21 protein-coding genes and 1 pseudogene are annotated in these 22471 nt (G+C 48.0%); 11 read left to right on the top strand and 11 right to left on the bottom strand.

Translation table 11 applies throughout. The features are described 5' to 3' along the window. Positions 1-3 precede the first annotated feature (3 nt). Together trpB and trpA are read left to right on the top strand one after the other, a co-directional pair. Positions 4-1197: a tryptophan synthase subunit beta gene (gene trpB / locus AACS80_RS11970; protein ID WP_135409877.1), complete on the top strand. Its 1194-nt coding sequence runs from the start codon at positions 4-6 to the stop codon at positions 1195-1197. Beyond that, complete coding sequence (gene trpA / locus AACS80_RS11975) at positions 1197-2003, top strand: tryptophan synthase subunit alpha (RefSeq protein ID WP_130216032.1); 807 nt, start codon at positions 1197-1199, stop codon at positions 2001-2003. The genes trpB and trpA overlap by 1 nt, the downstream gene beginning before the upstream one ends. A gap of 51 nt (positions 2004-2054) precedes the next feature. Here the strand turns inward: trpA and ompW are convergent, their stop codons facing one another. Continuing rightward, a complete protein-coding gene (ompW, locus tag AACS80_RS11980; protein WP_135409876.1) occupies positions 2055-2708 on the bottom strand; it encodes an outer membrane protein OmpW in 654 nt (217 codons plus the stop codon). Positions 2709-2932: 224 nt separating this feature from the next. On the opposite strand from ompW, the pseudogene AACS80_RS11985 reads away from it, so the two are divergent. The 4 genes and pseudogenes from AACS80_RS11985 to yciA form a co-directional block, all read left to right on the top strand. Next, positions 2933-3124: pseudogene (locus AACS80_RS11985) on the top strand (YkgJ family cysteine cluster protein); the annotation flags it as partial. 27 nt (positions 3125-3151) lie between these two features. Then, entirely contained in the window at positions 3152-3895 is a 744-nt protein-coding gene (locus tag AACS80_RS11990) for a YciC family protein (protein WP_130208877.1), read from the top strand. A 29-nt stretch (positions 3896-3924) separates the two neighbouring features. Then, entirely contained in the window at positions 3925-4464 is a 540-nt protein-coding gene (locus tag AACS80_RS11995; RefSeq protein WP_000808667.1) for a septation protein A, read from the top strand. 104 nt (positions 4465-4568) lie between these two features. Further along, positions 4569-4967 (top strand): acyl-CoA thioester hydrolase YciA, encoded by a 399-nt coding sequence (gene yciA / locus AACS80_RS12000; RefSeq protein ID WP_130208879.1) that lies wholly within the window; start codon positions 4569-4571, stop codon positions 4965-4967. 40 nt (positions 4968-5007) lie between these two features. On the opposite strand, the gene tonB is transcribed toward yciA, so the two are convergent. Next, on the bottom strand, positions 5008-5727 hold the full coding sequence (tonB, locus tag AACS80_RS12005) for a TonB system transport protein TonB (RefSeq protein ID WP_064528843.1): 720 nt from the start codon (positions 5725-5727) through the stop codon (positions 5008-5010). Between the two features lie 223 nt (positions 5728-5950). Between tonB and AACS80_RS12010 the strand changes: the two genes are divergently transcribed. Together AACS80_RS12010 and kch are read left to right on the top strand one after the other, a co-directional pair. Beyond that, on the top strand, positions 5951-6247 hold the full coding sequence (locus AACS80_RS12010) for a YciI family protein (RefSeq protein ID WP_135409875.1): 297 nt from the start codon (positions 5951-5953) through the stop codon (positions 6245-6247). A gap of 302 nt (positions 6248-6549) precedes the next feature. Further along, a complete protein-coding gene (gene kch / locus AACS80_RS12015) occupies positions 6550-7803 on the top strand; it encodes a voltage-gated potassium channel protein (RefSeq protein WP_130259718.1) in 1254 nt (417 codons plus the stop codon). Positions 7804-7857: 54 nt separating this feature from the next. Here kch and AACS80_RS12020 read toward each other — a convergent pair whose 3' ends face one another. Next, positions 7858-8031 (bottom strand): YciY family protein, encoded by a 174-nt coding sequence (locus AACS80_RS12020; RefSeq protein WP_122983112.1) that lies wholly within the window; start codon positions 8029-8031, stop codon positions 7858-7860. A 142-nt stretch (positions 8032-8173) separates the two neighbouring features. Here AACS80_RS12020 and cls point away from each other — a divergent pair, with 142 nt between their 5' ends. Next, entirely contained in the window at positions 8174-9634 is a 1461-nt protein-coding gene (gene cls / locus AACS80_RS12025; protein ID WP_130208884.1) for a cardiolipin synthase, read from the top strand. Between the two features lie 34 nt (positions 9635-9668). After that, a complete protein-coding gene (locus tag AACS80_RS12030; RefSeq protein ID WP_000366958.1) occupies positions 9669-9998 on the top strand; it encodes an HI1450 family dsDNA-mimic protein in 330 nt (109 codons plus the stop codon). A 55-nt stretch (positions 9999-10053) separates the two neighbouring features. Here the strand turns inward: AACS80_RS12030 and AACS80_RS12035 are convergent, their stop codons facing one another. The 7 genes from AACS80_RS12035 to ychE form a co-directional block, all read right to left on the bottom strand. Next, positions 10054-10899, bottom strand: coding sequence for a potassium channel family protein (locus AACS80_RS12035; protein ID WP_130259717.1), 846 nt, complete (start codon positions 10897-10899; stop codon positions 10054-10056). Positions 10900-10947: 48 nt separating this feature from the next. Continuing rightward, complete coding sequence (gene oppF / locus AACS80_RS12040) at positions 10948-11952, bottom strand: murein tripeptide/oligopeptide ABC transporter ATP-binding protein OppF (RefSeq protein WP_131161791.1); 1005 nt, start codon at positions 11950-11952, stop codon at positions 10948-10950. Next, on the bottom strand, positions 11949-12962 hold the full coding sequence (gene oppD / locus AACS80_RS12045) for a murein tripeptide/oligopeptide ABC transporter ATP-binding protein OppD (protein ID WP_130208888.1): 1014 nt from the start codon (positions 12960-12962) through the stop codon (positions 11949-11951). Before oppD ends, oppF begins: the two co-directional genes overlap by 4 nt. A gap of 11 nt (positions 12963-12973) precedes the next feature. Then, positions 12974-13882: an oligopeptide ABC transporter permease OppC gene (gene oppC, locus AACS80_RS12050; RefSeq protein WP_000979659.1), complete on the bottom strand. Its 909-nt coding sequence runs from the start codon at positions 13880-13882 to the stop codon at positions 12974-12976. A 14-nt stretch (positions 13883-13896) separates the two neighbouring features. Further along, a complete protein-coding gene (oppB, locus tag AACS80_RS12055) occupies positions 13897-14817 on the bottom strand; it encodes an oligopeptide ABC transporter permease OppB (RefSeq protein ID WP_135409874.1) in 921 nt (306 codons plus the stop codon). A gap of 85 nt (positions 14818-14902) precedes the next feature. Then, entirely contained in the window at positions 14903-16534 is a 1632-nt protein-coding gene (gene oppA, locus AACS80_RS12060) for an oligopeptide ABC transporter substrate-binding protein OppA (protein WP_131161789.1), read from the bottom strand. Between the two features lie 728 nt (positions 16535-17262). Next, on the bottom strand, positions 17263-17910 hold the full coding sequence (gene ychE / locus AACS80_RS12065) for an NAAT family transporter YchE (RefSeq protein ID WP_000616766.1): 648 nt from the start codon (positions 17908-17910) through the stop codon (positions 17263-17265). A 477-nt stretch (positions 17911-18387) separates the two neighbouring features. Here ychE and adhE point away from each other — a divergent pair, with 477 nt between their 5' ends. Next, on the top strand, positions 18388-21060 hold the full coding sequence (adhE, locus tag AACS80_RS12070; RefSeq protein ID WP_138183807.1) for a bifunctional acetaldehyde-CoA/alcohol dehydrogenase: 2673 nt from the start codon (positions 18388-18390) through the stop codon (positions 21058-21060). A gap of 318 nt (positions 21061-21378) precedes the next feature. Here the strand turns inward: adhE and tdk are convergent, their stop codons facing one another. Beyond that, positions 21379-21996 carry a thymidine kinase gene (gene tdk, locus AACS80_RS12075; protein ID WP_130208894.1) on the bottom strand — a complete coding sequence of 206 codons (618 nt, stop codon included), beginning with the start codon at positions 21994-21996 and terminating at the stop codon, positions 21379-21381. Positions 21997-22471: the final 475 nt, after the last annotated feature.

Genomic DNA, 22471 nt, shown 5'->3' on the forward strand with positions numbered 1-22471 from the left:
ACAATGACAACATTACTTAACCCGTATTTTGGTGAGTTTGGCGGCATGTACGTGCCACAAATCCTGATGCCTGCTCTGCGCCAGCTGGAAGAAGCTTTTGTCAGCGCGCAAAAAGATCCTGAATTTCAGGCCCAGTTCAACGGCCTGCTGAAAAACTATGCCGGGCGCCCAACCGCGCTGACCAAATGCCAGAACATTACAGCCGGGACGAACACCACGCTGTATCTGAAGCGCGAAGATTTATTGCACGGCGGCGCGCATAAAACTAACCAGGTTCTGGGCCAGGCTTTGCTGGCGAAGCGGATGGGTAAAACCGAAATCATCGCCGAAACCGGAGCCGGTCAGCATGGTGTGGCGTCGGCCCTTGCCAGCGCCCTGCTCGGCCTGAAATGCCGTATTTATATGGGTGCCAAAGACGTTGAACGCCAGTCGCCTAACGTTTTTCGTATGCGCTTAATGGGTGCGGAAGTGATCCCGGTGCATAGCGGTTCCGCGACGCTGAAAGATGCCTGTAACGAGGCGCTGCGCGACTGGTCCGGTAGTTACGAAACCGCGCACTATATGCTGGGCACCGCAGCTGGCCCGCATCCTTATCCGACCATTGTGCGTGAGTTTCAGCGGATGATTGGCGAAGAAACGAAAGCACAGATTCTGGAAAGAGAAGGTCGCCTGCCGGATGCTGTTATCGCCTGTGTTGGCGGCGGTTCGAATGCCATCGGCATGTTTGCTGATTTCATCAACGAAACCAATGTCGGCCTGATTGGCGTGGAGCCAGGCGGTCACGGCATCGAAACCGGCGAACATGGCGCACCGTTGAAACATGGTCGCGTAGGCATCTATTTCGGCATGAAAGCACCGATGATGCAGACCGAAGACGGGCAAATTGAAGAATCTTACTCCATCTCTGCCGGACTGGATTTCCCGTCCGTTGGCCCACAACATGCGTATCTCAACAGCATCGGTCGCGCTGATTACGTGTCGATTACCGATGATGAAGCACTGGAAGCCTTTAAAACGCTGTGCCTGCACGAAGGGATTATCCCGGCGCTGGAGTCCTCCCACGCCCTGGCCCATGCGCTGAAAATGATGCGCGAAAACCCAGAAAAAGAGCAGCTACTGGTGGTTAACCTTTCCGGTCGCGGCGATAAAGACATTTTCACCGTTCACGATATTTTGAAAGCACGAGGGGAAATCTGATGGAACGCTACGAATCTCTGTTTGCCCAGTTGAAGGAGCGCAAAGAAGGCGCATTTGTTCCTTTCGTCACCCTCGGTGATCCGGGCATTGAGCAGTCGCTGAAAATTATCGATACGTTGATCGAAGCAGGTGCTGATGCTTTGGAGCTAGGCATCCCCTTCTCCGACCCGCTGGCAGATGGCCCGACCATTCAAAACGCCACACTGCGTGCTTTTGCGGCAGGTGTGACCCCGGCACAATGTTTTGAGATGCTGGCACTGATTCGTCAAAAACATCCGACCATTCCTGTTGGCCTGCTGATGTACGCCAACCTGGTGTTTAACAAAGGCATTGATGAGTTTTACGCCCAGTGCGAGAAAGTCGGCGTCGATTCGGTGCTGGTTGCCGATGTGCCAGTTGAAGAGTCCGCGCCCTTCCGCCAGGCCGCGTTGCGCCATAATGTCGCACCTATCTTTATCTGCCCGCCAAATGCCGATGACGACTTGCTGCGCCAGATTGCCTCTTACGGTCGTGGTTACACCTATTTACTGTCGCGTGCGGGCGTGACCGGAGCGGAAAACCGCGCGGCATTACCGCTCAATCATCTGGTCACGAAGCTGAAAGAATACAATGCTGCGCCTCCATTGCAGGGCTTTGGCATTTCCGCCCCAGACCAGGTAAAAGCAGCGATTGATGCAGGGGCCGCAGGCGCGATTTCTGGTTCGGCCATTGTTAAAATCATCGAGCAACATATTAATCAGCCAGAGAAAATGCTGGAAGCACTGAAAGCTTTTGTACAACCGATGAAAGCGGCGACGCGCAGTTAATACGAGACAAACCGCCAGAAAACATCTGGCGGTTTATTGACGGGCAAATAATTAAAAACGATAACCCGCAGAGAACATAAATACCCACGGGTCGAGGCGTACGTTGTCAGAATAGCGTCCTGCAGGCAGCACTGCGCCATTGGATTTATATTTCACCTCAGTGTCGATATCCATGTACCAGACCGACATATTAAGCAACCAGTCACGGTTGATGAGATAATCCAGACCTACTTGTCCCGCCACGCCCCATGAATCCTTCAGACTAAGGTCGGATAAACCAAGACCTTCACCGGTGTCATTGAAGTCATTATTAAAAAAGGTAGTGTAGTTAATACCCGCACCAATGTAAGGACGGAATTTACTGCTGGAATCGCCGAAATACCATTGTGCCATCAGTGTTGGCGGTAAATGGTGGACTGTCGCAATATCTCCGGTTGTGGCTGTGCCAACCTTATGACGAAACGGAGATGCCGCCAGCAATTCCACACCAATGTTATCAGTCGCCATATAGGTGAAGGTCAGGCCCAGTTGGGTGTTATTGGTCACGCTAAAGCCACCCAGGCTTCCCAGAGTTCCATCCGCGCCTTCCGTTGGACGTACCGTTGCCGAACCTGCACGAATAAAGAACTCGCCTGCTTCGTGAGCATAGACGCTACCAGAGAGAAGTGTACTGACTGCCAATGCCGCCACTGTTAATTTTTTCATATTCGCTCCGTCGTTATGGTTATAAAAACGTGACGAATATACCTACATTGGAGTAACAAATGATCCTACATAGATCACATTGCATTCGCTAAATGACCATTTATTGATCTGGATTAATTTAGAAGTTGTATCGCAAATCCTGGTTAACATGATTCAAATCAATTTGAATGCTTTCCATCTCCGAAAGTATTCTTTTGCTACCTTATTGGCCTTTTAAGCAGGCGGTAAGTTGCGGTATTTATGCAAACAGCCCTTCTGCTTGTCAGGAATTTGTCGTGTCCGGAGAAAGCAATGGATCCTGTGATCGCACCCACGCACGCTGTGGATTACCTGCGCTTTACAAAGATATGCTTTTCCATACAAGTCGTGATGCTGCCACTGAAGGGATAACCAGGGTACAATTGCCCGCTAATTAACACCTGCATAAAACTCAAGGAGAGTGCATGTCTATCACGGCGCAGTCCGTATACCGTGACACCGGAAATTTCTTCCGTAATCAATTTATGACCATTCTGTTGGTATCGTTGCTTTGTGCATTTATCACAGTGGTGTTAGGACATGTTTTCTCACCCAGTGACGCACAGCTTGCGCAGCTCAATGACGGCGCGCCCGTTAGTGGCGGCGGTGGGTTGTTCGATCTGGTGCAAAATATGTCCCCGGAACAGCAACAAATTTTGCTGCGTGCTTCCGCTGCGTCCACTTTTTCAGGATTAATCGGTAACGCCATACTCGCCGGAGGCGTAATATTAATCATCCAACTGGTGTCTGCGGGTCAGAGAGTCAGTGCGCTACGCGCTATTGGTGCCAGTGCGCCGATATTGCCAAAGTTATTTATTCTGATTTTTCTGACTACCCTTTTAGTACAGATTGGCATCATGCTGGTGGTCGTTCCGGGGATTTTAATGGCCATTTTACTGGCACTGGCGCCGGTGATGTTGGTGCAGGATAAAATGGGCGTTTTCGCCTCTATGCGCAGCAGTATGCGGCTGACATGGGCGAATATGCGTCTGGTGGCACCTGCAGTACTAAGCTGGTTACTGGCAAAAACACTGTTGCTGCTGTTTGCCTCTTCGTTTGCCGCATTAACCCCGGAAATTGGTGCCGTACTGGCGAATACTTTAAGCAACCTGATTTCAGCCGTATTGCTTATCTATCTGTTCCGCCTGTACATGTTGATTCGCCAATAACCTGAAGTATTTGATTACGGAATCGTAAAATGAAGCAGTTTCTTGATTTTTTACCGCTGGTTGTCTTCTTCGCGTTCTACAAAATTTATGACATCTATGCGGCAACTGCGGCGCTCATCGTCGCCACGGCAATTGTGCTTATTTATAGCTGGGTTCGCTTCCGGAAAGTTGAGAAGATGGCCCTGATCACCTTTGTTCTGGTGGTCGTTTTCGGTGGTCTGACGCTGTTCTTCCACAATGATGAGTTTATTAAATGGAAGGTCACCGTCATCTACGCTCTGTTTGCCGGTGCTTTGTTGGTTAGCCAATGGGTAATGAAAAAACCGCTGATTCAGCGGATGCTGGGTAAAGAACTCACTCTACCGCAGCCAGTATGGTCGAAGCTGAACCTGGCCTGGGCAGTCTTCTTTATTCTTTGTGGTCTGGCGAATATCTACATCGCATTCTGGCTACCGCAAAATATTTGGGTCAACTTCAAAGTGTTCGGTCTGACCGCCCTCACCTTAATCTTCACACTGTTAAGCGGTATTTATATCTACCGCCATATGCCGCAGGAAGATAAATCATAATCTGTCTGCCGGCCCTTCGGGGCCGGCGCTGCATATCCTCTGTTCTCATTTGGAAAATCATAGTAGCATCGCGCCTGTGATTTTCCTTTTATGTCGGTTTTACCATGTCTACAACACCTAACGTCCCTCAGGGCGATCTTGTTTTACGTACTTTAGCCATGCCTGCCGATACCAATGCCAATGGCGATATCTTTGGTGGTTGGTTGATGTCGCAGATGGATATTGGCGGTGCCATTCTGGCAAAAGAAATTGCCCACGGTCGCGTCGTGACCGTGCGGGTTGAAGGAATGACTTTCTTACGGCCAGTTGCGGTTGGTGATGTGGTGTGCTGCTATGCGCGCTGTCTCCAAAAAGGGACGACATCAGTCAGCATTAATATTGAAGTATGGGTGAAAAAAGTGGCGTCTGAACCGATTGGGCAGCGCTATAAAGCGACGGAAGCGTTATTTAAGTATGTTGCCGTCGACCCTGAAGGAAAGCCTCGTGCCTTACCTGTAGAGTAATAGTCAAAAGCCTCCAAGTCGGAGGCTTTTGATTTTCTGTTTATTGAATTTCGGTGGTGCCGTTAATTTTAAACAGGATATTCACCACAATCCCACTTCCAGGTTTGCCCGGCTCATAACGCCATCTGCGCATCGCGTTTTTCACTTCGCGCTCAAACATGTTCGCCGGTTTGGCTGAAAGAATTTGTACGTTATCCACGCGACCATCCGGTGTGACGTCAAATTTAACTTTAACCTGCCCTTCAATGCGTAGTGCCTGCGCGCGCGCCGGATACTGCGGCTGATTACGGCTTAATGCCCGTGGACCAGACGCGACACTTGTGACCGGTTTGCTGGTTGCAGCCGTTGCCGTACTTGATGTTGGGCGAGCAGGTGCCGTATTTTCAAACGGTGACGCCGGACGTGACTCTACCGGTTTGACATCGCGTTTCGGCTGCTCCTGTACCTTTTTCACCGGCTTCGGTTTTGGCTTAGGTTTCGGCTTCGGCTTTTCAATGACTACCGGTGCTTCTTTTGGCGGTTCTGGTATCGGCTCAGGCTCCGGTTCTGGCTCCACCACTGGTTCCGGCGGCGGTTGAACGGCTTGTGGCGGCTCAAGTTCGGCCGGGGCAACCATGGTGACAGAAATCGGCTGCGCGGGCGCAGGTAGTTCAATAACCTGATGTACCGAGGTATAGAGTAGACCCGCCACAACAGCACCATGAATGCAGACCGAAAGTAACGTCGGCCAAGGGAAGCGGCGAGGTAAATCAAGGGTCATTGAAGTCATAATCGTTTCAGTAAAAAAACCAGGCCTCGATTTTAAATGCAAATAGCAATCATATTCAATAAGACAAGGCGATCAGGATCAGTGAAAACGCAATTTTTGGCGCTATTAACCTTACTTTTAGTGACGCCTTAACAAAGACATCATCTTTCCGTTGCAGATCTTCGCCCTTTCAAATAACGTACTTTATAACTTTTCCGAACAAGGAGTTGTGCCCGTGTTGTATGTTATTTACGCTCAAGACAAAGCCGATAGCCTCGAAAAGCGCCTTTCCGTTCGTCCGGCACATTTAGCACGTTTGCAGTTACTGCATGATGAAGGGCGTCTGCTGACCGCCGGTCCAATGCCAGCGGTAGACAGTAACGATCCAGGCGCCGCAGGATTTACTGGCTCAACCGTTATTGCTGAATTTGAATCGCTGGAAGCAGCCCAGGCCTGGGCAGATGCCGATCCGTACGTGGCAGCGGGAGTCTATGCGCAAGTTTCCGTGAAACCCTTTAAGAAAGTGTTCTGAATATCAACATCCAGGGGCGCGGTGACAGAAACCGTGCTCTTGTTTTTTCTTTATATTTACCGATACCCCCAATCCACCACCACAAACAGATAATAACTTTATCTGTATCTCCCTATATACCCTCGGCATCTCCGTCTAAAAATGACAAAATTTCTCTGCCTGATTCGGTTTTGATCAATCAAAACCTTTGATTGCTGCGGATAAAGTCATCTACTATGGTTTAACACATTCACGTGCCGCATGTTTTTCACATTCTGTACGCGTGAAGATAATTAAACAAAATTGTGGTTACAGAGGTATCAGTGAGTCACTGGGCTACATTCAAGCAAACAGCGGTAAATTTATGGGTGACCCTGCGGCACGATGTTATCGCGCTGGCGGTCCTTTCAAATGGATTGCTTATTTTTAAAACAATTTATGGCATGTCGGTCAATCTGCTCGATATTTTCCATATCCAGGCGTTTTCAGAACTTGACCTCTCCTTGCTGGCCAATGCGCCACTGTTTATGCTCGGCGTCTTTCTTGTTTTGAACTCGATCGGCTTGCTATTTCGGGCAAAGCTGGCATGGGCTATCAGTATCATTTTATTGCTGATAACGCTGATTTACACCCTGCACTTTTATCCCTGGCTGAAATTCAGCATTGGTTTTTGCATCTTTACCTTGATAATTTTGTTGGTGCTGCGTAAAGACTTCTCTCACAGTAGTGCTGCGGCCGGGACAATTTTTGCTTTTATTAGTTTTACGACGTTACTGTTTTACTCTACCTACGGCGCACTTTATTTAAGCGAAGGTTTTAATCCGCGAATAGAGAGTCTAATGACCGCGTTCTATTTTTCGATAGAAACTATGTCAACCGTGGGCTACGGCGATATCGTCCCGGTTTCTGAATCAGCGCGCCTGTTTACTATTTCGGTCATTATTTCCGGTATTACCGTTTTTGCCACCTCCATGACCTCGATTTTCGGCCCGCTTATCCGCGGAGGATTCAATAAACTTGTGAAAGGAAACAATCATACAATGCATCGTAAAGATCACTTTATTGTTTGCGGGCATTCCATTCTGGCAATCAACACGATTCTGCAACTGAATCAACGCGGACAAAACGTCACGGTTATCAGCAACCTGCCAGAGGATGACATAAAACAGCTTGAACAAAGACTCGGTGACAATGCCGATGTTATCCCCGGTGACAGCAATGACAGTTCAGTACTAAAAAAAGCTGGAATTGATCACTGTCGAGCTATTCTGGCGTTAAGTGATAATGACGCCGATAATGCTTTTGTCGTTCTGTCGGCGAAAGATATGAGCAAAGATGTTAAAACCGTGCTTGCCGTCAGTGATAGCAAAAACCTGAATAAGATTAAGATGGTGCATCCGGATATTATTCTTTCACCGCAGCTATTTGGTAGCGAGATACTGGCGCGTATTCTCAATGGGGAAGAAATTAATAATGATATGCTCGTCTCGATGTTGCTGAACTCCGGGCATGGCATTTTCAGCGATAACAATGACGACGAAACCAAAACTGACAACAATGAATCTGCGCAAAAATAGATTTTAACGGCGGAAAGATAATCTTAATGGGCACCGCGTTGGTGCCCAGAACATTTAGATATTGTAGATCGCAAACAATAACGAGTTTCGCTGTTTGTTTAGAAGGCACTTCCTGATGCTGTGGATACGCATATTTCGGCGTGACTGCCCCTCAAGCCAACGCGATTTCCGTCGGCTAGCCTGACGCTGCATGCGCCAGCGCCCCACTTCCGTTCTACTCCGCTTCATGTTAACTACTCTATGCAATAACAGAGCGGTCATTATACCCCCGGTCCCGACGCTGACCAGTGCTTTTACCGCGTTTTTATTTGCCAGATGAATCCATATGCGTAAACTCATAACAATGCGCTTTCAAAAGGATTTCTAATCTATGACAACCGTTTATACGTTGGTGAGTTGGTTGGCCATTCTGGGATACTGGTTGCTCATTGCAGGCGTAACTTTACGCATTCTAATGAAACGACGCGCAGTTCCCTCCGCCATGGCCTGGCTGTTGATCATTTACATTCTGCCATTGGTCGGAATTATTGCTTATCTGGCCGTTGGCGAACTCCATTTAGGCAAACGCCGTGCCGAACGCGCCAGAGCGATGTGGCCTTCCACAGCGAAATGGCTTAACGATCTTAAAGCCTGTAAGCATATTTTTGCTGAAGAAAATAGCAGCGTCGCTGGACCGTTATTCAAGCTCTGTGAGCGTCGTCAGGGGATCGCCGGGGTCAAGGGTAACCAACTGCAACTGATGACCGAGTCTGATGATGTGATGCAGGCGTTAATTCGCGACATTCAACTCGCTCGCCATAACATTGAGATGGTGTTTTATATCTGGCAACCAGGCGGTATGGCAGACCAGGTGGCAGAATCTTTGATGGCCGCAGCACGACGCGGTATTCATTGCCGATTAATGCTCGACTCTGCGGGGAGTGTTGCTTTTTTCCGTAGCCCGTGGCCAGAGTTAATGCGTAATGCCGGTATCGAAGTGGTCGAGTCCTTAAAGGTTAACCTGATGCGCGTATTCTTACGCCGCATGGACCTGCGCCAGCACCGCAAGATGATCATGATCGATAACTACATTGCCTACACCGGCAGCATGAATATGGTCGATCCGCGCTTCTTCAAACAGGATGCGGGCGTAGGACAATGGATTGATCTGATGGCTCGCATGGAAGGCCCTATCGCCACCGCGATGGGAATTATCTACTCTTGCGACTGGGAGATTGAGACGGGAAAACGTATTTTACCACCACCGCCTGATGTCAATATTATGCCGTTCGAGCAGGCCAGCGGTCATACGATTCATACCATCGCTTCCGGCCCTGGATTCCCGGAAGACCTGATCCACCAGGCTTTGCTGACTGCAGCTTATTCAGCTCGTGAATATTTAATCATGACGACGCCCTACTTCGTCCCCAGCGATGACTTACTTCACGCAATCTGCACGGCGGCGCAACGCGGGGTTGATGTCAGTATTATTTTGCCGAGGAAAAATGACTCAATGCTGGTAGGCTGGGCCAGTCGCGCATTCTTTACAGAACTACTTGCTGCTGGGGTTAAGATTTATCAGTTTGAAGGTGGGTTACTGCATACCAAGAGCGTGCTGGTCGATGGCGAATTAAGTCTGGTTGGCACCGTTAACCTCGACATGCGTAGTCTGTGGCTGAATTTTGAAATCACGCTGGCTATTGACGATAAAGGTTTTGGTGCCGATCTGGCTGCCGTTCAGGACGACTATATTTCTCGTTCGCGTCTGCTCGATGCACGGCTGTGGTTAAAACGTCCACTTTGGCAACGTGTCGCCGAGCGACTGTTTTACTTCTTCAGCCCGTTGCTGTAAAACGTCGCCAACAGAGATTAAACAGGTAGTGACTATGGATATGGATTTAAACAATCGCCTGACTGAAGATGAAACGCTTGAGCAGGCCTACGATATTTTTCTTGAACTGGCCGCTGATAATCTCGATCCGGCTGATGTTCTGTTGTTCAATCTGCAGTTTGAAGAGCGCGGTGGTGCAGAGTTATTTGACCCGGCAGAAGACTGGCAGGAACATGTTGATTTCGACTTGAACCCGGACTTTTTTGCCGAAGTGGTGATTGGTCTGGCAGACAGTGAAGATGGCGAAATCAACGATATTTTCGCCCGTATTTTGTTATGCCGCGAAAAAGATCACAAACTTTGCCATATTATCTGGCGGGAATAACGCTTGCCATCGGATGTGACGTAGCTGCGTCACATCCGTTCTTCCTTTTACACATCTATCTTTCCCCTCCTCCCAGTTCATTGCCACAAATACGACAATACTTCGCATCGTGTGCATGATGTTGGGTATTGCATTTAGGACAACAGAGAAGTTTTTTAGTCTGTTCAAGTTCACTGGTGAGTTGCGCAGTAATAATCCCCGTCGGAATTGCAATGACTGAATAGCCAATCAAGATTAATACCGAAGCCACCATCCTTCCTGCCGCAGTATGTGGTGTAATATCACCATAACCAACGGTGGTTACCGTCACTATCGCCCAGTATACGGCTGTGCCCAGCGAGTTAAATTCGTTTGATGCACCTTCTATGGCGTACATTAACGCCCCAGCGACGATCATCACAATGGCAATAAAAGCATAAAAAAGAATCAACTGATGGCGGGCATTATTTATCGCCCGCCATAGACTGTTTAAGGCAGGCATAAAGCGGAGCAGGCGCAAAATTCGCAACGCACGAATCGCTCTCATCGCTCGCCAGGCAAATAAATAAGTAAAACCAATTTCAGGCCATAGCCAGATGACATACAGCGGCAAAATGGTGGCCAGATCGATAAATCCCCAAAAGCTAAAAACATAACGTACCGGATTCGGCCAGCTTAATATTCGCAGGAAATACTCGATCGTGAAGACAAAAGTAAAGAAGAATTCTACCCAAACAAAGATATGCCATTCGTCGTAGGTTAGCTGGAATTGCGATCCAATACCGGATTCTATGAAGACAGCGCCAACGCTTAACAATGCGAGGAAACCAAACAGCGCCTCGCAGCGTCGCCCGGTTTTCGTATGCTGATCAAAAAGGAAATGATAAACCCGTTGGCGATACTCTGAAAGATGTGCTGTCACCTGTACCTCCCATGAAAAAGGGCCGGCAATCTGCCAGCCCTTAACACGTTATAATGGGTCTACTTTCAGGCAAGAGACGGCATGTCTGAAACTGCCTTCCAGCACCGGGCGTGTTTTGGCACACTCAGGACCGGCTATCGGGCAACGGGTACGGAACACACATCCAGAAGGCGGGTTGATGGGCGACGGTAATTCCCCTTCCAGTAACTGGATAGATTTGTTCTTCTCCAGATCAGGATCTGGAATGGGGACTGCCGACATCAATGCTTTGGTATAGGGATGCAACGGATTGTGGTAGACCTCATCATACGTCCCCAACTCTACCGCATGGCCGAGATACATCACCAGCACGCGATCGGAAATGTGTTTTACCACGGCCAGATCGTGAGCGATAAAGATTAATGACAATCCCATCTCACGTTGCAACTGCTGGAGTAAATTCACCACCTGCGCCTGGATTGACACATCCAGTGCCGACACCGGTTCGTCGCAGATAATCAGCTTCGGTTCAAGGATTAGCGCACGCGCAATCCCGATACGCTGACACTGACCGCCGGAGAACTCATGCGGATAGCGGTTAATCAGGTTAGGTAGCAAGCCGACTTTCATCATCATCACCTTCACACGCTCGCGAATTTCCTGGCGTGACATTTTCGGATGATAGGTACGCAGCGGTTCAGCGATGATCTCGCCGATGGTCATACGCGGGTTTAGCGATGCCAACGGGTCCTGGAAAATCATCTGAATATCACTGCGGACGGCACGCCATTCATCGGGCTTCATGCCCAGCAACTCTTTACCTAACCAGGCAACATGACCATCGGTGGCCTTGACCAAACCAATGATAGCGCGAGCAAAGGTAGACTTACCGCAACCTGATTCCCCTACGACGCCCAACGTTTCCCCTTCATATAACCTGAGCGTCACACCATCAACGGCCTTAAGGGTTTTCGGCGGTTGCCAGAACCACTGTTTGCCATCTTTGATCTCAAAGTGCACTTTCAAATCGGCAATTTCGAGGAGGACTTTTCTTCCTTCGGTTGCAGCATTCATAACAGTTCCTCCACCGGTTTAAAGCAGGCACGCAGTCGGCCTGGCGTGAACTCTTCCAGCGGCGGCGCGCTACTGCAAATCTCCATCGCATACGGACAACGCGGCTGGAACGGGCAACCTTTCGGCAAACGTAGCAGGTTTGGCGGGTTACCTGGGATGGTCAACATCGTTTCACCTTCCGCATCAAGACGCGGTACCGCATTGAGTAAACCGATAGAATAAGGATGAACGGGTTCATAAAAGACATCGCGCGCGTTGCCATATTCCATTGTGCGCCCAGCGTACATCACCAGCACTTTGTCACAGATCCCCGCGACTACGCCGAGATCGTGGGTGATCATGATAATGGCAGTATTAAATTCCCGTTTCAGTTCATTCAATAGCGTCATGATCTGCGCCTGTACGGTCACGTCCAGCGCAGTAGTCGGTTCATCGGCAATCAGCAATTTAGGTCGGCACAACAACGCCATCGCAATCATCACACGCTGACGCATGCCGCCAGAAAACTCATGAGGAAACATCTTCATACGCTTACGCGCTTCTGGCATTTTCACCGCATCGAGCATTCGTACCGATTCTTCAAACGCTTCGGCCTTGCCCATACCTTTATGCAGCATCAGCACTTCCATCAACTGCTCGCCGACGCGCATGTATGGATTTAACGAGGTCATCGGATCCTGAAAAATCATCGAGATTTGTTCGGCGCGCAGTTTATTAAGTTCACGTTCTGGCAGATTGAGGATTTCGCGCCCATTAAAGGTTGCCGATCCACCAATGCGTCCGTTAGCCGCCAGCAGCCCCATTAAAGCAAACGCGGTTTGCGACTTACCGGAGCCAGATTCGCCAACGATACCCAGAGTTTCTCCGGCACGAAGGGAAAAATTTAAATCATTGACCGCCGTGACATCGCCGTCCGGGGTGCTAAATGTCACTCGCAAATCTTTCACGTTCAGCAGTGCGTCAGCCTGTTGCTGTGCGAGCGGCACGGTTGCAGTTTCAATTACGCTCATGGCTGCACTCCTTAACGATCTTTCGGGTCGAGGGCATCACGCAAGCCATCGCCGATAAAGTTGAAACAAAACAGTGTCACCACAAGGAAACCTGCCGGAAATAGCAGCAACCACGGAGAGACTTCCATCGAGTTCGCGCCATCACTGAGCAATGCGCCCCAACTACTTAATGGCTCTTGCGTACCCAGTCCCAGGAAGCTAAGAAAAGACTCAAAGAGGATCATGCTGGGCACCAGCAGAGAGGCATAGACCACCACCACACCAAGCACATTCGGCACAATGTGGCGAATCACAATGCCGGGCGTAGATACACCGCCAACTTGTGCCGCCTCAATAAACTCTTTGCGCTTCAGACTAAGTGTTTGACCACGCACGATACGTGCCATGTCCAGCCAGGAAACCATCCCAATCGCTACGAAAATCAGCAGGATGTTTTGACCGAAAAAGGTCACCAGCAAAATGACGAAGAACATGAACGGAAAGGAGTTGAGGATTTCCAGCAGGCGCATCATTACGGAATCCACCTTGCCGCCAAGATAACCGGAAAGTGAACCGTAAAGCGTTCCTACGACTACTGCCACCAGTGCTGCAGCAACACCAACCATTAATGAGATGCGCCCACCAATTGCAACGCGCACCAGCAGATCGCGACCGGAAGAGTCGGTACCAAAGTAGTGGCCAGATTCCATATCCGGGGCGCTGGACATCATCGCCCAGTCGGTGTCGTCATAGGCAAATTGCGAGAGCATCGGCGCCAGGATAACAAACAGTGCAATAAGCACCAGTACAATCAGACTGGCCACTGCCGCACGGTTATGCATAAAACGTCGACGTGCGTCCTGCCATAAACTGCGGCCTTCGACCTCCAGCTTTTCACTGAAATTCTCCAGCGTCTCGCTGTTTTTCTTACTTAACATCATCGCGAGCTCCAGTATCAGTAACGGATTTTCGGGTCGATAACCGCATATAGCACATCGACAATGGCATTGAACAAAATGGTTAAAGCACCAACCAGAATGGTCAGGCTTAACACCAATGAATAGTCACGGTTCAAGGCACCATTAACAAACAATTGTCCGATGCCCGGCAAACCGTAAATGGTTTCGATAACCATAGAACCGGTGATAATGCCAACAAATGCGGGTCCCATATAAGAAAGTACCGGTAGCAACGCAGGTTTTAATGCGTGGCAGAAAATAATGCGCCGCATTGGCAGACCTTTCGCGCGTGCGGTACGAATGAAGTTGGAGTGTAAAACTTCAATCATTGACCCACGGGTAATACGCGCAATACTGGCGATATAAGCCAGTGATAAGGCAACCATCGGCAGGATCATAAATTTCAGCGCCCCACCATTCCAGCCACCGCCCGGTAGCCAATGCAAAATGATCGCGAATATCATGACTAATAATGGCGCAACGACAAAGCTTGGTATAACCACTCCCGTCATAGCCAATCCCATGACGGTATAGTCCCATTTGGTGTTTTGTTTTAATGCGGCAATAACGCCAGCACTAACGCCCAGTACCACTGCGAGGAAAAATGCAGCAGCTCCCAGTTTTGCTGAAACGGGAAAACTGGATGCGACCAGGTCATTGACCGAATAATCTTTATATTTAAATGAAGGGCCGAAATCGCCATGAGCAAGTTGTTTCAGATAGCTGAAATACTGCGTCATGATGGGATCGTTAAGATGATATTTCGCTTCAATATTGGCCATTACTTCTGGCGGTAATGTACGTTCGCCGGTAAAGGGACTTCCCGGCGCGAGGCGCATCATAAAGAACGAAATAGTAATAAGAATAAATAGCGTCGGAATCGCTTCCAGACAGCGACGTAGAATAAATTTTAACATTGCCGTACCTTCTGGCCTGTGCCTTCTGTAATGCGATAAAAAGCAGACACCGTGGAGCAGGATACACCTGCCCCACGCATTGCCATTAGTGCTTCACAATGTACATATTTCGGGTGTAGGTATTATCCAACGGATCTTTACCGGTATAACCCCCAACCCACGGTTTTACCAGACGCGCGTTCACGTAGTAATAAACCGGAACAATGGCCGAATCTTTATCCAACTGTTGCTCTGCTTTCGTGTACAGCGCCGTGCGCTGCGCCTCGTCTGTAGCTTTCAGGGTTTCCGCCATAATGCTGTCAAAGGCCGGGCTCTTATAATGCGCGGTGTTCATCGAACTGTTCGACAGCATGGTGTTCAGGAAGGAAGTTGGTTCATTATAGTCTGCACACCAGCCTGCACGGGCCACATCGAAAGTACCCTGGTGGCGGGTATCGAGGAATGTTTTCCATTCCTGGTTAACCAGTTTAACGTCCACGCCGATATTTTTCTTCCACAGTGAAGAGGCGGCAATCGCCAGCTTTTTATGCAGATCGGACGTGTTATATAACAGATTAATCGTTAGCGGTTTGTCTGCGGTATAGCCCGCTTCTGCCAGCAGTTTTTTCGCTTCTTCGTTACGTTTTTCCTGGCTCCAGCCAAACCATTCTGGTTGCGTCAGTTTTGCGCCATCGGTATATGGTGGCGTGTAACCATAGGCCGGCATATCGCCCTGCGCTTTGACTTTATTAACAATGATATCGCGATCCATACCCAGTTTCAGTGCGGTACGCACACGCACATCATTGAATGGCGGTTTCTGGTTGTTAATCTCGTAATAGTAAGTGCACAGGTATGGATCAACGTGAACTTCGTTCGGGATTTCTTTTTTCAGTTTCTGGAACAGTTCGATCGGCATGTTGTTATAAGTCATATCGATTTCGCCGCTACGATAACGGTTAACATCGGTGACTTCAGAAGCGATCGGTAAATAGGTCACCTGGTTAATTACCGTTTTAGCGTTATTCCAGTAGGTCGGGCTGCGCTCAAGAACGATACGTTCGTTAACAACCCAATCTTTTAATGTATAGGCGCCGTTAGTAACGATATTGCCTGGCTGGGTCCATTTTTCGCCAAATTTCTCAACAGCGGCTTTTGGCACCGGGGAAGTAGATGGGTGAACCAGTAACTTATAGAAATACGGAACAGGTTCACTTAAGGTGACTTCTAATGTGTGGTCATCGAGGGCTTTAACACCGAGATCGGTAATTGGTTTCTTCCCTTCCAGTATTTCATCAATACCCGCAATATGCCCGTATTGTAAGTAGCTTGCGTAGGGAGAAGCGGTGTTCGGATCAACAGAACGTTGCCAGCTATACACAAAGTCTTGTGCCGTGACTGGCGTGCCGTCAGACCATTTCGCATCTTTACGCAGGTGGAACGTCCAGACTTTAGCGTCTTTGTTATCCCAGGATTCAGCCACGCCAGGGGCCGGATGACCATCAAGATCGCTAACCAGCAAACCTTCAAACAGGTCACGGCTGATATTAGACTCAGGAACCCCTTCAATTTTGTGCGGATCTAATGACTGAACTTCAGAACCATTGTTGCGAACCAGCGTTTGTTTTTCCGCTAGTGTGACTCCTGCGGGTACATCAGCTGCCAGTGCGATATTCCCTGCCATAAGCGCAGCCAGAACGCCTGCTGCCACTAAACTTCTCTTGGTGATGTTGGTCATTGTGTTTTGGACTCCCTCATTATAATTACTGGTTTTTACCAGCATGTGTAATCCCGGATTAGGATACCTGTACAGCTCGGAGACTTTTTGCTGCCAGGTTGCTTTATCGTTACTAATTGCTATCACCGACTTTATTTATTCTGGTGATTCAGATGACCACCTTATGTCGATTCTTACTGTGTCTCCCCTGTCGAGACACATTATTTTTTGCAGCGTCTTTTAATCGCAAATCATTCTCATTGCCAATAAAAATCGCCAAACGGTTGGCCGAAAAGTATCAAATGCCCTTCTTGCCAGCCAATACATTTTGCAAAATTGTTACGCAATTCTCTTTTACTAACCATACCAGTACGTATACCCCTCGTTATCCAATCAATAAAATAATTTAAAAACAAAGGGATATAACTAAAGAAAGCAATACTGCCTTTTCCGGTTATAGTCCAGATAGAAAATACGCACAATAATTTAACAAATGAATGCTATTTAGCACTTTTCTCTGCCAAAGCCAGTAGAATTACTAATATCATTTCAATTATTCTTCAGCAAGGCCCAGGATTATGATGTGATGAAAATAACATGATGTTGTGGATCGCCAGATAAGGATAGTCTTATAACTATCTGTAAAATGGGGATAAAATTATCTATTTCTTTTGTTAACTACGTTGGCTTGCAGTAAAAATAATGATGAAAGAAACGGAGCATCATGACTCCGTTTCATATGAAAGGAATTAATTGAGCAGACCCGGGAAAATCCCTTTGATACCATTGACGATAAATTCAATCCCTAATGCCATTAGCAAGAGCCCCATAATACGGGTAATGACGTTGATGCCTGTCTGACGCAGAACCCTCACCAGCCAGGGTGCCATGCGGAATAAACCCCAGCAACATAAAGCGAACAACGCGATTGCTACAAAAAAACCGAACAGATAACCAATGCTGTGATAACGCGTTCCCCATACGATAGTTGAACTGATTGCCCCTGGTCCTGCCATCAGAGGTAATGCGAGCGGTACAACGCCAATGCTTTCACGAATTGCGGTTTCTGATTTTTCTTGTTTGTTCTGTTTATCCTCGCCAAGCTTACCGCTGATCATCGACATTGCAATTGTCACGACCAGTATGCCGCCCGCGATGCGGAACGAATCAATAGATATTCCAAAAAGTTGCAGAATCGTGTCGCCGAGAAACAGTGCGATCCACAAAATAATGGCTACAGACAAGTTGGCGGTCAGATTTGTTTTGTTTCTCGCTGCCGCAGTCTGATAGCTGGTCATACTGATGAACACGGGGATGATCCCTACCGGGTTAACCAGCGCAAATAACCCGATGAAAAACTTAAAATAAACGGGAAAATCAAAAAGTGTCTGAATCACGGTTAGCTCCGAAGCAAAAGCCGGATAATGTTATCTTTAAACAAGGGTAAAAATACGTGCTGACAATACGCCTTTTGTCAGCATTTTTCACCTCCTAACTATCTAAAATTACTATCATTCATTATTGTTATCTAGTCGTACAAAACATGCTAAGGTAGCCAACAATTAATACTACAATTTATTAACTATTAGCTATTATGGCTAAAAGCGGAGCTGAAAGGTGTCAGCTTCGCGAAATTTTGATCTGGATCACTTAATCGGTACCCAGAAGTGAGTAATCTTGCTTACGCCACCTGGAAGTGACGCATTAGAGATTAATGACTCTAATGTTTAAACTCTTTTAGTAAATCACAGTGAGTGTGAGCACGAGTAAGATTTTGATTTTCAAAGGTTAAGCAAATCATCATCGCACTGACTATACTCTCGTATTCGAGCAGATGATTTACTAAAAAAGTTTAACATTATCAGGAGAGCATTATGGCTGTTACTAATGTCGCTGAACTTAACGCACTCGTAGAGCGTGTAAAAAAAGCCCAGCGTGAATATGCCAGTTTCACTCAAGAGCAAGTAGACAAAATCTTCCGCGCCGCCGCTCTGGCTGCCGCAGATGCTCGAATCCCACTCGCCAAAATGGCCGTTGCCGAATCCGGCATGGGTATCGTTGAAGATAAAGTGATCAAAAACCACTTTGCTTCTGAATATATCTATAACGCCTACAAAGATGAAAAGACCTGCGGTATTCTGTCTGAAGACGACACTTTCGGTACCATCACTATCGCTGAACCAATCGGTATTATCTGCGGTATCGTTCCAACAACTAACCCGACTTCAACCGCTATCTTCAAATCTCTGATTAGCCTGAAGACCCGTAACGCCATCATTTTCTCACCACACCCGCGTGCTAAAGATGCAACCAACAAAGCTGCTGATATCGTTCTGCAGGCTGCTATTGCTGCTGGTGCACCAAAAGATCTGATTGGCTGGATCGATCAACCGTCTGTTGAACTCTCCAACGCACTGATGCACCACCCTGACATTAACCTGATCCTTGCGACCGGTGGTCCAGGCATGGTTAAAGCAGCATACAGTTCCGGTAAACCGGCGATCGGCGTAGGCGCAGGCAACACCCCAGTTGTTATTGATGAAACTGCTGATATCAAACGTGCAGTTGCATCCGTACTGATGTCCAAAACCTTCGACAACGGCGTAATTTGTGCTTCTGAACAGTCTGTTGTTGTTGTTGATTCTGTTTATGATGCTGTACGTGAGCGTTTTGCCACCCACGGCGGCTACATGCTGCAGGGCAAAGAGCTGAAAGCTGTTCAGGACGTTATCCTGAAAAATGGCGCGCTGAACGCAGCTATCGTTGGTCAGCCAGCTTATAAAATTGCTGAACTGGCAGGCTTCTCTGTACCAGAAAATACTAAGATTCTGATCGGTGAAGTGACTGTTGTTGATGAAAGCGAACCATTCGCTCATGAAAAACTGTCCCCGACTCTGGCAATGTACCGTGCGAAAGATTTTGAAGACGCGGTAGAGAAAGCAGAGAAACTGGTTGCTATGGGCGGTATCGGTCACACATCTTGCCTGTACACCGACCAGGATAACCAGCCGGCACGCGTTTCTTACTTCGGTCAGAAAATGAAAACTGCCCGTATCCTGATCAATACCCCGGCTTCTCAGGGCGGTATCGGTGACCTGTACAACTTCAAACTCGCGCCTTCCCTGACTCTGGGTTGTGGTTCCTGGGGTGGTAACTCCATCTCTGAAAACGTTGGTCCGAAACACCTGATCAACAAGAAAACCGTTGCTAAGCGAGCTGAAAACATGTTGTGGCACAAACTTCCGAAATCTATCTACTTCCGCCGTGGCTCTCTGCCAATCGCGCTGGATGAAGTGATTACTGATGGCCACAAACGTGCGCTCATCGTGACTGACCGCTTCCTGTTCAACAACGGCTATGCTGACCAGATCACTTCTGTACTGAAAGCAGCTGGCGTAGAAACTGAAGTGTTCTTCGAAGTTGAAGCTGACCCGACTCTGAGCATTGTTCGTAAAGGTGCAGAACTGGCGAACTCCTTCAAACCAGACGTGATTATCGCGCTGGGTGGTGGTTCCCCGATGGATGCCGCGAAGATCATGTGGGTTATGTACGAACACCCAGAAACTCATTTCGAAGAACTGGCGCTGCGCTTTATGGACATCCGTAAACGTATCTACAAGTTCCCGAAAATGGGCGTGAAAGCGAAAATGATCGCAGTCACCACAACTTCCGGTACCGGTTCTGAAGTTACACCGTTCGCGGTTGTAACCGATGACGCAACTGGCCAAAAATATCCGCTGGCAGACTATGCTCTGACCCCGGATATGGCGATTGTTGACGCCAACCTGGTTATGGATATGCCGAAGTCCCTGTGTGCTTTCGGTGGTCTGGACGCAGTAACTCACGCCATGGAAGCATATGTTTCTGTACTGGCTTCTGAGTTCTCTGATGGTCAGGCTCTGCAGGCGCTGAAACTGCTGAAAGAATATCTGCCAGCGTCCTACCACGAAGGGTCTAAAAACCCGGTAGCGCGTGAACGTGTTCACAGTGCGGCAACTATCGCAGGTATCGCGTTTGCTAACGCCTTCTTGGGTGTATGTCACTCAATGGCACATAAACTGGGCTCTCAGTTCCACATTCCGCATGGTCTGGCAAACGCCCTGCTGATTTGTAACGTTATCCGCTACAACGCGAATGACAACCCGACCAAGCAGACTGCATTCAGCCAGTACGACCGTCCGCAAGCACGTCGTCGTTATGCTGAAATTGCAGACCATCTGGGTCTGAGCGCTCCGGGCGACCGTACTGCTGCTAAGATCGAGAAACTGCTGGCATGGCTGGAAACGCTGAAAGCTGAACTGGGTATTCCGAAATCTATCCGTGAAGCTGGCGTTCAGGAAGCAGACTTCCTGGCAAACGTTGATAAACTGTCTGAAGATGCATTCGATGACCAGTGCACCGGCGCTAACCCGCGTTATCCGCTGATCTCCGAGCTGAAACAGATTCTGCTGGACACCTACTACGGTCGTGATTACGTAGAAGGCGCAACCGTTGCTAAAGAAGCAGCTCCGGCTAAAGCAGAGAAAAAAGCGAAAAAATCCGCTTAATCGGTAGCTCTGTATAACATCATAAACGGTCCCATTCGGGGCCGTTTTTTTGTTTCAGGCAAAGAACGGCTATGTAAACTCAAATAATCCAGCTGTATTAATTCATCATGTTTGCATTGTCGGAAAACGAGCACAAAGCGAGATTGTCGACAAATAACTCTACCTCGTAGGTAATGAGGCATCGACGCACTAAAATCGTTCTGTGGTACGTTGAGTGATGATTAAGAATAGAGAAAGGATGATGACTCGGAAGAAGTTAGTAAAACGGACTGACAGGATAAAAGCGCCCTATTCACCCTGTCAGTAAAGAAAAATTTATTAGTCGTGCCGATGATTGTCCTGAATCGCCGTCAAAGAGCCGATCTCTAACGCTTCTTTATAGTGTTTACGGCAAACCGAGACGTAACGCTCATTACCACCAATAACCACCTGCTCACCTTCGTTATAAGGTCTACCCGCCAGATCAAGACGTAGCACCATGCTTGCTTTGCGGCCACAAAAACAAATAGTTTTTAATTCGACCAGTTTGTCTGACCATGCCAGTAAGTATTGGCTACCAACAAACAATTCACCGCGAAAATCGGTACGCAAACCATAACAAAGTACGGGTATATCGAGTTGATCGACAACCTCCGATAATTCATATACTTGTTGTCTGGTTAAAAACTGGCATTCATCAACAAGTACGCAATGAATTGTCTGCTGTTCGTGTTCCGCACGAATCTCATCAAATAATGATGAATTTTGGTTAAATAATTTTGCAGGTGATGACAAACCTATACGCGAGCTGACTTTCCCTGCCCCGAAACGATCATCAATTTCCGCCGTATATACGACAGTGCGCATACCGCGTTCCTGGTAATTGTATGAAGATTGCAACAATGCCGTAGACTTACCCGCATTCATTGCGGAATAGTAGAAATATAGCTGCGCCATCAGCCACAGGCCCTCAATGATATGAAATAAAGTTGGCAGGAGTTTATCATAATTCGTCAGTTTTACAGCGTAACAGTGCGCACAGAAGTAGTATATTCGTCATCCATTACGAATGACTGGCATAATCCTTCAGAGCTATCTTTACCACGGCCTTGCTTGTTATAAACGCGTAAATGACTCTTGGTAACTATTCACAATCTTTAACCTGTTGCGCACGTAATAACCCTGTTGGCCTCCAGGAAAGAGCAATACGAAGTCCTTGCATTTATTGCGACTGTTCTACTTTTCATCATTCGCTTAATAGGGGATTTTCATAAACAGGGCTAATACCCAAGAGTGAAAAGGTTCCAGCGCATGTTAATCTCCACATAAAATGTGACATGAATCAGGAAGTTTTAACCTTAAGTGATGTCAAAGCATCGATGTAAATAGGGCTATATGCCACGTCATTTCTGGCTAATTTTATGAAAAGATA

Origin of the sequence: Escherichia sp. E4385 (genome assembly GCF_963883145.1) — a bacterium.
Lineage (GTDB): Bacteria > Pseudomonadota > Gammaproteobacteria > Enterobacterales > Enterobacteriaceae > Escherichia.

Bases quoted from the DNA above. Each gene is read 5' to 3' on its own strand.
- trpB (WP_135409877.1), top strand. From the start codon at position 4: ATGACAACATTACTTAACCCGTATTTTGGTGAGTTTGGCGGCATGTAC.
- trpA (WP_130216032.1), top strand. From the start codon at position 1,197: ATGGAACGCTACGAATCTCTGTTTGCCCAGTTGAAGGAGCGCAAAGAA.
- ompW (WP_135409876.1), bottom strand. From the start codon at position 2,708: ATGAAAAAATTAACAGTGGCGGCATTGGCAGTCAGTACACTTCTCTCT.
- AACS80_RS11990 (WP_130208877.1), top strand. From the start codon at position 3,152: ATGTCTATCACGGCGCAGTCCGTATACCGTGACACCGGAAATTTCTTC.
- AACS80_RS11995 (WP_000808667.1), top strand. From the start codon at position 3,925: ATGAAGCAGTTTCTTGATTTTTTACCGCTGGTTGTCTTCTTCGCGTTC.
- yciA (WP_130208879.1), top strand. From the start codon at position 4,569: ATGTCTACAACACCTAACGTCCCTCAGGGCGATCTTGTTTTACGTACT.
- tonB (WP_064528843.1), bottom strand. From the start codon at position 5,727: ATGACCCTTGATTTACCTCGCCGCTTCCCTTGGCCGACGTTACTTTCG.
- AACS80_RS12020 (WP_122983112.1), bottom strand. From the start codon at position 8,031: ATGAAGCGGAGTAGAACGGAAGTGGGGCGCTGGCGCATGCAGCGTCAG.
- cls (WP_130208884.1), top strand. From the start codon at position 8,174: ATGACAACCGTTTATACGTTGGTGAGTTGGTTGGCCATTCTGGGATAC.
- AACS80_RS12030 (WP_000366958.1), top strand. From the start codon at position 9,669: ATGGATATGGATTTAAACAATCGCCTGACTGAAGATGAAACGCTTGAG.
- oppF (WP_131161791.1), bottom strand. From the start codon at position 11,952: ATGAATGCTGCAACCGAAGGAAGAAAAGTCCTCCTCGAAATTGCCGAT.
- oppD (WP_130208888.1), bottom strand. From the start codon at position 12,962: ATGAGCGTAATTGAAACTGCAACCGTGCCGCTCGCACAGCAACAGGCT.
- oppC (WP_000979659.1), bottom strand. From the start codon at position 13,882: ATGATGTTAAGTAAGAAAAACAGCGAGACGCTGGAGAATTTCAGTGAA.
- oppB (WP_135409874.1), bottom strand. From the start codon at position 14,817: ATGTTAAAATTTATTCTACGTCGCTGTCTGGAAGCGATTCCGACGCTA.
- oppA (WP_131161789.1), bottom strand. From the start codon at position 16,534: ATGACCAACATCACCAAGAGAAGTTTAGTGGCAGCAGGCGTTCTGGCT.
- adhE (WP_138183807.1), top strand. From the start codon at position 18,388: ATGGCTGTTACTAATGTCGCTGAACTTAACGCACTCGTAGAGCGTGTA.
- tdk (WP_130208894.1), bottom strand. From the start codon at position 21,996: ATGGCGCAGCTATATTTCTACTATTCCGCAATGAATGCGGGTAAGTCT.